The sequence below is a fragment of the Streptomyces sp. NPDC051136 genome (assembly GCF_044455745.1).
Taxonomy (GTDB): Bacteria; Actinomycetota; Actinomycetes; order Streptomycetales; family Streptomycetaceae; genus Streptomyces.
In genome coordinates, this window is record NZ_JBITFE010000010.1 from 283,642 (window position 1) to 295,048 (window position 11,407).

At 72.1% G+C, this 11,407-nt stretch carries 14 protein-coding genes; 8 read left to right on the forward strand and 6 right to left on the reverse strand.

All coding sequences use genetic code 11. From position 1 onward, the window contains the following. Positions 1-42 precede the first annotated feature (42 nt). The 4 genes from ACIBCJ_RS28420 (at position 43) to ACIBCJ_RS28435 (ending at position 2,952) form a co-directional block, all read left to right on the forward strand. On the forward strand, positions 43-123 hold the full coding sequence (locus ACIBCJ_RS28420) for a putative leader peptide (RefSeq protein WP_362507136.1): 81 nt from the start codon (positions 43-45) through the stop codon (positions 121-123). 196 nt (positions 124-319) lie between these two features. Continuing rightward, positions 320-883, forward strand: a complete 564-nt coding sequence (gene ssuE, locus ACIBCJ_RS28425; RefSeq protein ID WP_365979869.1) for an NADPH-dependent FMN reductase — start codon at positions 320-322, stop codon at positions 881-883. 250 nt (positions 884-1,133) lie between these two features. Next, positions 1,134-2,024, forward strand: coding sequence for a glycoside hydrolase family 19 protein (locus ACIBCJ_RS28430; RefSeq protein ID WP_362095797.1), 891 nt, complete (start codon positions 1,134-1,136; stop codon positions 2,022-2,024). 28 nt (positions 2,025-2,052) lie between these two features. Beyond that, positions 2,053-2,952 (forward strand): aldo/keto reductase, encoded by a 900-nt coding sequence (locus ACIBCJ_RS28435; RefSeq protein ID WP_362095794.1) that lies wholly within the window; start codon positions 2,053-2,055, stop codon positions 2,950-2,952. Positions 2,953-3,011: 59 nt separating this feature from the next. On the opposite strand, the gene ACIBCJ_RS28440 is transcribed toward ACIBCJ_RS28435, so the two are convergent. The 3 genes from ACIBCJ_RS28440 to ACIBCJ_RS28450 form a co-directional block, all read right to left on the reverse strand. Then, a complete protein-coding gene (locus ACIBCJ_RS28440; protein WP_365979870.1) occupies positions 3,012-4,298 on the reverse strand; it encodes an MFS transporter in 1,287 nt (428 codons plus the stop codon). Positions 4,299-4,402: 104 nt separating this feature from the next. Continuing rightward, on the reverse strand, positions 4,403-4,915 hold the full coding sequence (locus ACIBCJ_RS28445) for an N-acetyltransferase (protein ID WP_365979871.1): 513 nt from the start codon (positions 4,913-4,915) through the stop codon (positions 4,403-4,405). A gap of 165 nt (positions 4,916-5,080) precedes the next feature. Further along, on the reverse strand, positions 5,081-5,818 hold the full coding sequence (locus tag ACIBCJ_RS28450) for a glucose 1-dehydrogenase (protein ID WP_365979872.1): 738 nt from the start codon (positions 5,816-5,818) through the stop codon (positions 5,081-5,083). Between the two features lie 229 nt (positions 5,819-6,047). On the opposite strand from ACIBCJ_RS28450, the gene ACIBCJ_RS28455 reads away from it, so the two are divergent. Together ACIBCJ_RS28455 and ACIBCJ_RS28460 are read left to right on the forward strand one after the other, a co-directional pair. Beyond that, positions 6,048-6,443, forward strand: a complete 396-nt coding sequence (locus ACIBCJ_RS28455) for a VOC family protein (protein ID WP_365979873.1) — start codon at positions 6,048-6,050, stop codon at positions 6,441-6,443. A 78-nt stretch (positions 6,444-6,521) separates the two neighbouring features. Next, positions 6,522-7,601 carry an adenosine deaminase gene (locus ACIBCJ_RS28460; protein WP_362507063.1) on the forward strand — a complete coding sequence of 360 codons (1,080 nt, stop codon included), beginning with the start codon at positions 6,522-6,524 and terminating at the stop codon, positions 7,599-7,601. Here ACIBCJ_RS28460 and ACIBCJ_RS28465 read toward each other — a convergent pair. Together ACIBCJ_RS28465 and ACIBCJ_RS28470 are read right to left on the reverse strand one after the other, a co-directional pair. Continuing rightward, the gene (locus ACIBCJ_RS28465) at positions 7,583-8,098 is read right to left on the reverse strand and encodes a DinB family protein (RefSeq protein WP_365979874.1); all 516 of its coding nucleotides are present in this window, start codon (positions 8,096-8,098) and stop codon (positions 7,583-7,585) included. The two genes, ACIBCJ_RS28460 and ACIBCJ_RS28465, sit on opposite strands and share 19 nt — an antisense overlap. 40 nt (positions 8,099-8,138) lie before the next feature. Next, positions 8,139-9,029: a LysR substrate-binding domain-containing protein gene (locus ACIBCJ_RS28470; protein WP_362095778.1), complete on the reverse strand. Its 891-nt coding sequence runs from the start codon at positions 9,027-9,029 to the stop codon at positions 8,139-8,141. A gap of 128 nt (positions 9,030-9,157) precedes the next feature. Here ACIBCJ_RS28470 and mgrA point away from each other — a divergent pair, with 128 nt between their 5' ends. Continuing rightward, positions 9,158-10,150 (forward strand): L-glyceraldehyde 3-phosphate reductase, encoded by a 993-nt coding sequence (gene mgrA / locus ACIBCJ_RS28475; protein ID WP_365979875.1) that lies wholly within the window; start codon positions 9,158-9,160, stop codon positions 10,148-10,150. An 86-nt stretch (positions 10,151-10,236) separates the two neighbouring features. Here the strand turns inward: mgrA and ACIBCJ_RS28480 are convergent, their stop codons facing one another. Continuing rightward, positions 10,237-10,617 carry a nuclear transport factor 2 family protein gene (locus ACIBCJ_RS28480; protein WP_362095773.1) on the reverse strand — a complete coding sequence of 127 codons (381 nt, stop codon included), beginning with the start codon at positions 10,615-10,617 and terminating at the stop codon, positions 10,237-10,239. Between the two features lie 378 nt (positions 10,618-10,995). Between ACIBCJ_RS28480 and ACIBCJ_RS28485 the strand changes: the two genes are divergently transcribed. Continuing rightward, positions 10,996-11,406, forward strand: coding sequence for a hypothetical protein (locus tag ACIBCJ_RS28485; RefSeq protein WP_362095770.1), 411 nt, complete (start codon positions 10,996-10,998; stop codon positions 11,404-11,406). The last annotated feature ends 1 nt before the right edge of the window (position 11,407 follow it).

Below are 11,407 nucleotides of genomic sequence, written 5' to 3' on the forward strand. Positions count from 1 at the left end.
CCTTGACCGTGTTCGACCGCGACTGCCACGATCACCGACATGATGACGCGACCGGACCTCACGCGGCGACGCCATGTCGACCTCGCGCGCGTCTCCAGCGCCTCCTGTCGCACCGCGGCCTGATCCCGCCGGTCCCGCCGCCCGGTTCCCCCGCGCCGCGGTCCCTCCGCGCCGCCCTGCGCGCGATTCCCCGCACCGCCCGAACCCGGCGGTGGCACAGCCGGGTTGCCCCCGGTGCTTCCCATGTCCCGGTAGACGCACTCCCGCTGGAGACTCTGCCGGCCCTCCGCCGCGCCCGCCTTCCCGAAAGAGGACCACCATGGCCACCGTCCTGTCCGTCTCCGGCAGTCCTTCCGCCTCCTCGCGCACCAACCGGCTGCTGCGTCACCTCGACGAGCGGCTGACCGCACAGGGCCACGAGGTGATCCCGCTCGACGTCCGCACCGTCCCCGCCCAGGCGCTGCTCGGTGCCGACTTCAGGCACCCCGCGATCACCGAGGCGGCCGGGTTGTTCGCCCGCGCCGACGGGGTCGTCGTCGGCACACCCGTCTACAAGGCGTCGTACTCCGGTGTCCTGAAGGCGCTTCTCGACCTGCTCCCGCAGTACGCCCTCACCGGCAAGACGGTGCTGCCGCTCGCCACCGGCGGGTCCACCGCCCACGTCCTGGCGATCGACTACGCGCTCCGCCCCGTGCTGAACTCCATGGGCGCCGCGCACGTCGTACAGGGCTGGTTCACCCTGGACCGGGACATCACGGCGCACGAGGACGGCACCGTCACCGTCGTGCCGGAGACCGCGCAGGCCCTCGCCCAGGTGGTCGACCGGTTCTCGGCGGCCCTGTCCGCCCGTCCGGCCGTCCCCGCGCTCGCGGCGGCGGGCTGACCGGCGTACGACGTCGGCCGCACACGTCACCCGGGTGCCGCCGGGCCGCACCAACTCCCGGGCTCGCACGCCGGATTGGATTGGTCTACACCCTTGACTGGTACATACCAACGCGGTTGAGTGTGCCTCACACCCCCCTCCACGGCCGCCCCCACGTCGTGGCCGGTCCGACCGGCACGTGCGCACAAGGTTCCGCTCTTCCCTGTCCTTGTACGGGGAGCGGCCGTGCTCCGCAGAAGGAGACAGACCTGTGTCGAGGCGCCGTACATCCGCCCTGGTGACCGCGCTCGCCCTCGCGGGCGCCGTGCCGCTGCTCGGGCCCGCCGACGAAGCGTCGGCAGCCGCCTGCTCCAGCTACCCCGCCTGGTCCGCCGGCCGGAACTACAACACCGGCGACGTCGTCCGCTACACCGACGGCAAGGCCTACATCGCCGAGCACGCCAACCCGGGCTACGACCCGCTCATCAGCACCTGGTACTGGGACCCGTACGCCTGCGACGGCGGTTCGCAGACGCCGGTCGGCAACTTCGTGGTCAGCGAAGCCCAGTTCAACCAGATGTTCCCGGGCCGGAACTCCTTCTACACCTACAGCGGTCTCACCGCCGCGCTCAGCGCCTACCCCGGGTTCGCCAACACCGGCAGCGACACCACGAAGAAGCAGGAGGCCGCGGCCTTCCTCGCCAACGTCAGCCACGAGACCGGCGGGCTCGTGCACATCGTCGAGCAGAACACCGCCAACTACCCGCACTACTGCGACTGGAGCCAGCCCTACGGCTGTCCGGCGGGGCAGGCCGCCTACTACGGGCGGGGCCCGATCCAGCTCAGCTGGAACTTCAACTACAAGGCGGCGGGCGACGCGCTCGGCATCGACCTGCTGGGAAACCCCTGGCTGGTGCAGAACGACGCGGCCGTGGCCTGGAAGACCGGCCTGTGGTACTGGAACACCCAGTCCGGGCCCGGCACCATGACCCCGCACAACGCGATGGTCAACGGCGCAGGCTTCGGCCAGACCATCCGCTCCATCAACGGCTCGCTGGAGTGCGACGGCAGGAACCCCGCCCAGGTCCAGAGCCGGGTCACCAAGTACCAGCAGTTCAGCCAGATCCTCGGCGTCTCCCCGGGCGGGAACCTGTACTGCTGACCCTCGCCCGGTGTGCGAAACTCCGCCGATGACCTCGGAAACGATCACCGCGGAGTCCGCGGGCACCTGGCACCTCGGCGACCTGCCCGTCCGCCGTGTCGGCTTCGGCGCGATGCGGCTGACGGGCAGCGCCGCCTTCCACCTCGGCACCCCGAGCGACCGCGAACGCTCCCTCGCCGTACTGCGCCGGGCCGTCGAACTCGGCGTCAACCACATCGACACCGCCGCCTTCTACTTCTCCTCGCTGCGCTCCGCCAACGAACTGATCAACAGCGCGCTGGCGCCCTACGCCGACGACCTGGTCGTCGCCACCAAGGTCGGCCCGTACCGCGACTGGTCGGGGGAGTGGGGCACCCCGGCCCGTCCGGAGGACCTGCGCGGCCACGTCGAGGAGAACCTGCGCCAGCTCGGCCGCGACCACCTCGACGTCGTCTACCTGCGCCGCATGCGGCAGGACTCGGTCGCCGAGCACTTCGGCGCCCTGGCCGAGCTGCGCGAGGCGGGACTGATCCGCCACCTCGCCCTCTCCGACGTGGAGCCCCGGCACCTGGCCGAGGCACGGGCCATCGCGCCGGTGGTGAGCGTCCAGAACCGGTACGGACTCGGCTTCCACGACCCCGCCACCGACGCGCTCCTCGCCCAGTGCCGCGCCCAGGGCATCGCCTTCGTGCCGTTCTACGCCATCGCGGGCGAGGCCGGACCGCGCGGCGCCGGCACCGCGCACGAGGAGGAGGTGCGCGCGGTGGCCCGGGCGCACGGGGCGAGCCCCGCTCAGGTCAGGATCGCCTGGACCCTCCACCAGGGCCCGCACGTCCTGGCCATCCCCGGCACCGGCGATCCCGGGCACCTCGCCGAGAACGTCGCCGCCGGTGCCCTCCGCCTCACCGACGAGGACCTGGCCCGGCTCGACGGCGCCCGCACGGGCTGACGGCGAGTCATCTAAGTGCCGTGTGCCCGGGTGGCCGGCCCGCACCGGGGACCACGCCGTCACGGCGTCGCGCCCATGGGCGTGGGGCCGAACTCTCCGAGCGGGATGTCACGCAGGCCGCGCAGGGGTGAGAAGAACAGCCACAGTCCCGCGCAGCAGCCGCCGGTCACCGCGATCCACAGGGTGCCTCGTACGCCGACGCCGGCGGCGAGAGCGCCACCGGCGACACCCCCCAGCGGAAGCGTGCCCCAGTTGATCCAGCGGGCGGCGGCACTGACCCTGCCGAGCATGTCCGGCGGGCAGACGGCCTGGCGGTAACTGGTCAACGAGATGCCCGCGACGGTCGAGGCGAAGGTCCACGAGATCCAACCGAAGCCGAACAGCAGCGCCCGCCAGCCGGGGCCGGCCAGCGGAATGAGCAGGCCGGGCAGCGAAAGCAGGGTCATGGCGATCCAGCTGATCCGCGCCGAGCCGACCCTGCGGGCCAGGTGACGGGCCGTCACGCCTCCCGCCACTCCGCCGACGGCCCCCAGCGCCAGCAGCAGCCCGACCAGGCCCTCCTCCACGTGCAGCGTGCGGATGAGGAACACCGGGCCGAGGCTCTCCACCATGATCACGAAGAAGTTGGCCGTGCCGTTGAACGCCACGGAGTTGCGCAGTATGGGATCACGGGTGACGTAGGCGAGCCCTTCACGGATCTGCGACCGCAGTGCGGGCCGTCGGCCGGGTCCGGGGCGGGCGGGGCGGGGCTCGCGCTGACGGATCGCCGTCAACGAGCCCGCCGACGCCGCGAAGGAGAGCGCGTCGGCGGCCATCGCCCCGGCGGCACCGATCAGGGTCACCAGCCCTCCGCCCAGACCGGGCCCGGCGATCTGCGCGACCGACCGGGAAGCCGCGAGCTTGCTGTTGCCGTCCAGGAGTCGGTCACGGTCGAGCAGGGCCGGCAGGTAGCTCTGGTAGGCCACCGAGAAGAACACCGAGAACACGCTGGAGACGACGGCGACGGCGAAGAGCTGGGCGAGGGTCAGCTTCCCGAAGGCATGGGCCAGCGGCACCGATCCGATCACCAGGAACAGCGCGAGGTCGCAGCCGATCATCAGCCGGCGCTTGGCCACCCGGTCCACGACGGCCCCGGCGGGCAGGGCCACCAGCAGGTACGCGCTCGTCTCAGCCGCCGCCAGCAGACCGACCTGGAACGCGGAGGCGTCCAGCAGTACGACGGCGACCAACGGCAGCGCGAGCACGGTGATCTGCGACCCCGTCTCGCTGACCGTCTGGCTCCCCCACAGCAGCAGGAAGTCACGATGACGCCGGACGGATGGGCGCGGTCCCTCGGCATCGGTCACCGGGCGGTCCTTTCACCCACATCGCCAAGCTCGGACAAGCGACACCGCGAACGCGAGGAGAAGGCAGCCTGCTGGTGGCTGTCCTCGGTGCGGTACGGCAGAAGCTACCCAGCCGTCGGCGTCGGGACGTCCGGCAGGGCGAGGTAGTCCGACCAGGAGATGTCGCGACCGACGAGGCGCGGCCGCTCGAACGGCCAGTCGGCGGCGATCCACTGGGGCACCAGCGCGTCGAGAGCCCGCTCGACCGTGCTGCCCACCAGCTCGTCCACCACCCACCAGGAGATGTCGGCCTCCGCGCCCGTTTTCTCCGGCGGGTCGATGTAGACGCAGCCGAGCAGAGCCGTCTCCGCCGTGTCGAACAGTGCGTAGTTGAACGACTGGTGGGCGGTGATCTCCTTCTCGTGCCGCAACAGGTCGGCCTGGTCGGCCTCGTAGGTCATGGTGGCCGCGGGCCAGCCCCAGGCCGGGCCGTAGATGCTCCACAGCCGCTCGCGCGAACCCATCACAGCCGGATAGTCGAGCGGGACGTCCGTCTCCCGGATCGGACGCAGGTGGTGATCACCGCCCGGCAGCGGTACCAGGAGGGGATGGACGAAGTCATCGGGTAGCCAGCTCACGCGGCCCGACCGTAGCAGCGCGCGGCCGGCCGGTCCCGGCGTTTTCCCGTCGGACCTCCGCACCGCGGCGACGCGGCGGCGCGGCGGCACGCGGCTCCGAGCGCCCCTCGACCGTCGACGCTCGTCACCCGGTGCCGCCGCACCCCCGGGAGCGACGATCGGGCGTCATGCCAGTCCGCCCGTCGCCCGCAGGTTCTGGCCCGTGATCCACGCGCCGCCCGGCCCCACGAGGAACGCGACGACGTCGGCCACGTCGGACGGTTGCCCCAGCCGGCCGAGGGGAGTCCTGCCGACGACGGCCTGGAGAGCCTCCGGCGGGTTGGTCCCCCGGAGCAGGTCGGTGTCGGTCGCGCCGGGAGAGACGGTGTTGACCGTGATGCCGCGCGGCCCGAGCTCCCGGGCGGCGACCGCGGTCAGTTGCTCGATCGCGCCCTTGCTGGCGGCGTACGGCCCGATGCCCGGCACGGGCCGTACGGTGTTCATGGTGGAGATGTTCACGATCCGCCCGCCGTCGCGCATCCGCCTGGCCGCGTAACGCATCGTCAGGAAGACCGACCTGGTGTTGGCTGCCATCACGCCGTCGAACACCTCCGCCTCCGTCTCTGCGAGGGGAGCCGGGGTGAAGGACGTCGCCGCGTTGTTGACCAGGACGTCCACGCTGCCGAGATGGGCCTCGGCGGACTCCATCAGCCGCTCGGCCGCATCCGGTTCCCTCAGGTCGAGCCGCATCGCCCGCACCTTGCCGCCGTTCGCCCGGACGGTGCGGACGACGTCGTCGGCGGCTTCGTCGGCGGCGGAGTAGTTGAAGACCACGTCCGCTCCGTCGCGGCACAGGCGTTCGACGATGGCCCGGCCGATCCCCCGGGAGCCGCCCGTGACCACGGCAGTCCTGTCTTCGAGCACGGTTCCTCCATGTCGGAGAGATGATCACATCGGATGTCGAACCTACCGATGCGATGCGCCCGAGGGAGGGCTTCCGCTCGTGCGGGACGAACGGCAGCCGCACCCCGCGGGCCGGCCGACCGCGATCGTCCTCGACGGCCTTTCCCTGGCGTGTCCCGCACCCGGACTTGGCGTCCGGAGGGTTTTACGTATAACCTCTCCCGTCAATCGCCCGTCCCGGAAGGTGCCGATGACACGCATCGCCCTGGTCTCCCTCGTCGTCGACGACTACGACGAGGCGATCCGCTTCTACACCGAGGCCCTCGGCTTCCGCCTCGCCGAGGACGCCCCCCGGCCCGACGGGTCCCGCTGGGTCGTCGTCGAGCCCGGCGGCCCGGAGCAGGGCACCGCCCTGCTGCTGGCCCGCGCCAAGGGTGACGCCCAGCGTGCCCGGGTCGGTGACCAGACGGGCGGACGGGTCGGGTTCTTCCTCCACACCCACGACTTCGCCCGCGACCACGCCCGCATGACGGCGGCGGGCGTGACCTTCCTGGAGGAGCCCCGGCACGAGGCCTACGGCAGCGTCGCCGTCTTCCAGGACCTGTACGGCAACCGCTGGGACCTGCTCCAGCCCGCCGCCCCCTGATCCGTCCCCGCTCCACGGACCGCACCCGCGTCTCCCGCCCCCCGTTCGCACCATCCAACCGCCGAGGTACCGCCGCACATGTCATCTACGCGCATAGACACCGAGACCCTCCGCCGCCTCCCCAAGGCGGTCCTGCACGACCACCTCGACGGCGGCCTGCGCCCGGCGACCGTCGTGGAGCTGGCCGGGAGCGTCGGCCACACCCTGCCCACCACCGACCCCGACGAGCTGGCCGCCTGGTACTACGAGGCCGCCAACTCCGGGGACCTGGTGCGCTACATCGCCACCTTCGAGCACACCCTCGCCGTGATGCAGAACCGCGAGGGGCTGCTGCGCACCACCGAGGAGTACGTCCTCGACCTCGCCGCCGACGGGGTCGTCTACGGCGAGGTCCGCTACGCCCCCGAGCTGATGACCAACGGCGGACTGACCCTCGCCGAGGTCGTCGAGACCGTCCAGGAGGGGCTGGCGGCCGGCATGGCCAAGGCGGCCGCGGCGGGCACCCCGGTCCGGGTCGGCACCCTGCTGTGCGGGATGCGGATGTTCGACCGGGTCCGCGAGGCCGCCGACCTCGCGGTCGCCTTCCGCGACGCCGGCGTCGTGGGCTTCGACATCGCCGGCGCCGAGGACGGCTTCCCGCCCGCCGACCACCTCGACGCCTTCGAGCACCTGCGCCGCGAGAACGTGCCGTTCACCATCCACGCCGGCGAGGCGCACGGACTGCCCAGCATCCATCAGGCCCTCCAGGTCTGCGGCGCCCAGCGCATCGGCCACGGCGTGCGCATCACCGACGACATCCCCGACCTCGCCGCGGGCAAGCTCGGCCGGCTCGCCGCCTGGGTGCGCGACCGCCGCGTCGCCCTGGAGATGTGCCCCACCTCCAACCTCCAGACCGGCGCCGCCACCTCGATCGCCGAGCACCCGATCACGGCGCTCAAGGACCTCGGCTTCCGCGTCACCCTCAACACGGACAACCGACTCGTCTCGGGCACGACGATGACACGCGAGATGTCCCTCCTGGTCGAGCAGGCGGGCTGGGGCATCGACGACCTGCGCACGGTCACCGTGAACGCCCTCAAGAGCGCCTTCGCCCCGTTCGACGAGCGCAAGGCGCTCATCGAGGACGTCGTGCTGCCGGGCTACGCGTCCGCGCTCTGAACGAGTCCGCGCACATAGGCGGCCTGTCCGACGTGCTGGAGATCGTCGGACAGGACGCTGACCAGCCGCACGGCGAGCGTGACCGGCGGGTCCCAGTTGTCGTCGACGACCCGCTCCAGGTCCTTGGCGGACAGGGAGCGCAGGGCCGTGAGCGTCTGCTCGTGGACGGCGTCGTAGTAGCCGGTCAGCAGGTCGCCCGAGTCGACCCGCACCTTCGCCACCTCGGTGGATTCGTGGCCGTAGCCCGTGTCGCGGCGGGGCAGGCCGAGGCCGAAGCGCTGCTCCCACTCCCCGGTGAGCCACACCTGGTCGAGCCCGAAGGCGCCGGCGACGTGGTCGTCCTGGACGCGGGTGAGGTGCCAGACCAGCCAGGCGACCGAGTTGGCGTCGGGGGCGGGGCGGGCGTTCAGGCCGTCGGGGTCCAGGCCCTCGATGGCGGCGTGGACTTCTTCCTGGATGCGGCCGTAGCCCTCGATGAGGATGTCCTTCGCATGCATACGTCCACCATCGCGCAGTCGGCGCCCCGGCGCTCCCCGTTCACGCGTTCCCCTTCTCCCTCTCCAGCAGACCCATCAGCGCCCGCGCGGCCGGACTGGTGGCCTGCGCGGGCGGCAGCAGCGCGATGGTCTCGTACTCCGTGCCTTCGGCGTCCTTGAGGGGCAGCGAGGTGAGGGCGGCCCGCTTGTGGCGGAAGTGGCGCGGGACCACCGCGATGCCGAGGTTCTCGTCGATCAGGTCGAGCAGCCCGTGCACGTCGTTCACCTCCAGCGGCACGGTCCGCCGCACGCCCGCCGCGGCGAAGACGGCGTCGGTGACGCGGCGCGGACCCCAGTCCGGGTGGAAGTCGACGAAGACCTCGTCGGCGAGGTCGTGCGGGGTCAGCACCGCGCCGTCCGCCACCAGCCGGTGGTCCGGATGGCACAGCACCGTCATCGCCTCGCCGGCCAGCGACACCGAGCGCAGCTGGTCGGTGTCCTCCTGGGTGCGGTAGGCGAAGGCCAGGTCGAGCCGGCCCGCCGCGACCTCCTCCGCCAGCTCCCCGGAGCCCGCCTGCCGCAGCCGGATCTCCACGTCCGGGTGGCGCCGCCGGAAAGCGGCCAGCAGCCCGGCCACCGGCACCCCGGCGATGCACTGCTCGGCGCCCAGTGACAGCGTCCCGCGCAGCACCCCCTGCACCGCGGCGACCGCCTCGTGCGCCGACCGCACCTGGGCGAGGATCCGCCGGGCCTCGTCCAGCAGCGCCCGCCCGGCCTCCGTCAGGGTCACCCGGCGGGTCGTGCGCACGAACAGCGGCGCCCGCAGCTCCCGCTCCAGCGCCCGGATGGACGCCGACAGGCCGGACTGGGACACCAGCAGCCGCTCCGCCGCCCGGGTGAAGTGCTGGTCCTCGGCGACCGCGACGAAATGCTGGAGATGACGTAGTTCCACGATTGAGAAGCCTAACCGCGCAATCCCATCGGATTCTTCTGTTGGACCACTGCACGCAGGTCAGGCCAGAGTGGAGGACGGTTCCACCCAAGCCCCGTACCTCGGGGGCCAACCCCTCTGGAGTCGCGTTGTACACCGCACACCCCGACCGCTACGCGGAGATGCCCTACCGGCGCACCGGACGCAGCGGCCTGAAGCTCCCCGCGCTCTCGCTCGGCCTGTGGCACAACTTCGGCCCGGACCGTCCCGTCGAGACCCAGCGCGCCATCCTGCGCCGCGCCTTCGACCTGGGCGTCAACCACTTCGACCTCGCCAACAACTACGGCCCGCCCCCCGGCTCGGCCGAGTCCGCGCTCGGTGCGGCCCTCAAGGCCGACTTCGCGCCGTACCGCGACGAGCTGGTCATCTCGACCAAGGCCGGCTACCTGATGTGGCCCGGACCGTACGGCGAGTGGGGCTCGCGCAAGTACCTGCTGTCGTCCCTGGACCAGAGCCTGTCCCGGATGGGCCTGGACCACGTCGACGTCTTCTACTCGCACCGCCCGGACCCCGAGACTCCGCTGGAGGAGACGATGGGGGCCCTGCACACCGCGGTGCAGCAGGGCAAGGCGCTGTACGTCGGCGTCTCCAACTACTCGCCGGAGCAGACCCGCGAGGCGGCCCGCATCCTCGCCGAGCTGGGCACCCCGCTGCTGATCCACCAGCCGCGCTACTCCATGCTCGACCGCCGCCCCGAGACCAGCGGCCTGCTGGACACCCTGGACGAGCTGGAGGTCGGCTCCATCGCCTACTCCCCGCTGGAGCAGGGCCTGCTCACCGGCCGCTACCTCAACGGCATCCCGGAGGACTCCCGGGCCGCGAGCGACAGCCCCTTCCTCAACTCCGACGCGGTCACCGAGGAGCTGGTCGGCCGGCTGCGCGCCCTGAACGAGATCGCCGCGTCCCGCGGCCAGTCACTGGCACAGACGGCCCTGGCCTGGGTGCTGCGGCAGGGCAGGGTGACCTCCGCCCTGGTGGGCGCCAGCAGCCCGCGGCAGCTGGAGGACAGCGTCGCGGCCATCGGCAACCTGGATTTCGACGCCGACGAACTGGCCCGTATCGACAAGATCGTCAAGGGCTAGCAGGACGCGCGGACGGCAGTGCGGGCCCGGGCCCGGAGCGAGCGACACCTGCTCCGGACCCGGGCCCGCGCGTGCCGCCGGGCGGTTCAGGCTCCGGCGGGCACCCGGTCGAGGAAGCCGTAGACGTCCCGGATACGGCCCTCCTCGTCCAGCGTGACCACGTCGGACCCGGCCACGGGCGCCGAGCCGTCGGCCTCGTTCACCAGCTCCCAGGAGAAGCGTGCCGTGTCGTGGTGCCCGTCCACCACTCCCGACAGGCGGAAGACGAAGCCGGGGAACTGCTCGTGCACCGCCGTGATCACGGCCGCGATCTGCTCGTGGCCGCGGGCGTCGGCCAGCGGGTCGGTGTAGCCGCCGTCATTGGTCCAGGCCGCGGCGACCGCCTTGGCCCGCGCGTCGGGCGCGGCGTTCCAGGCCTCGAAGTAACGGGCGACGGCGTTCTCGAAGCGGCGCGTGGGTGCGGACATGGCGATCAGCCTCCGTCGAGGGGATGTGTGCTGGTCAGGGGCCGGGTTCCGGTCCCGGCGACCCGGTACCGCAACCATGCCCGCACCCGTCGGCGCCGTCGATTACCCGCGGGGTCATGGCGCTCCGCCGCGAAGGGCGGCGCGGGGAGGCGATGCGCGGCGGGACCCGGCCGTCGCCACGGCGCAGCGTTTCGGCCATCAATCGTGGTGAATATGCCAGGAGACTGGCCGGAAATTCATGGTGACAGTGGTTCAGTCGTGAACATACTCACCACTAGGGCCTCTCACACCACGCGACAGCGCCCTCACGCACAGCACACGAGCCGCACGGACGTCATGCCGGACCGGCAGGCGGTTCGGTGACGGGGGAGGGTAGCAGTGCACGACGAGTTCTTGTGCCACGTCACCGCCTACGGAGTCTGCGACGGCCGGCGCATCGGCGTCCCGCTGGGCACCTACCGGGCGCCCACCCTCGCCCTGGCCCTGTGGTGGCTGCGGGACCGGGCGGCGTGGATCGCCGAACGGCTCGATCCGCAGCCCGAGACCCCCCACTTACCGCGCGGCGCCCTGACCCCCGTCGCCGACGACGCGCCCGACGTGCCGCGCATGCTGCGCATCTGGTGCGCCGACGACGTACAGCAGGATCTGGTCGCCGACGAGTTGGCCGCGGGGCATCTGGTGCGTATCGCGACCAGTGACGAGACCACCGAGTACGAGCTGATGGCCGAGTCCGTGGACGCGCTGCGCATGCAGCGGGCCGCCCCGCCCCTGGTCGTCCCCGTCGCCTGAA

Bases quoted from the DNA above. Each gene is read 5' to 3' on its own strand.
- ACIBCJ_RS28420 (WP_362507136.1), top strand. From the start codon at position 43: ATGACGCGACCGGACCTCACGCGGCGACGCCATGTCGACCTCGCGCGC.
- ssuE (WP_365979869.1), top strand. From the start codon at position 320: ATGGCCACCGTCCTGTCCGTCTCCGGCAGTCCTTCCGCCTCCTCGCGC.
- ACIBCJ_RS28435 (WP_362095794.1), top strand. From the start codon at position 2,053: ATGACCTCGGAAACGATCACCGCGGAGTCCGCGGGCACCTGGCACCTC.
- ACIBCJ_RS28455 (WP_365979873.1), top strand. From the start codon at position 6,048: ATGACACGCATCGCCCTGGTCTCCCTCGTCGTCGACGACTACGACGAG.
- ACIBCJ_RS28460 (WP_362507063.1), top strand. From the start codon at position 6,522: ATGTCATCTACGCGCATAGACACCGAGACCCTCCGCCGCCTCCCCAAG.
- ACIBCJ_RS28465 (WP_365979874.1), bottom strand. From the start codon at position 8,098: ATGCATGCGAAGGACATCCTCATCGAGGGCTACGGCCGCATCCAGGAA.
- ACIBCJ_RS28480 (WP_362095773.1), bottom strand. From the start codon at position 10,617: ATGTCCGCACCCACGCGCCGCTTCGAGAACGCCGTCGCCCGTTACTTC.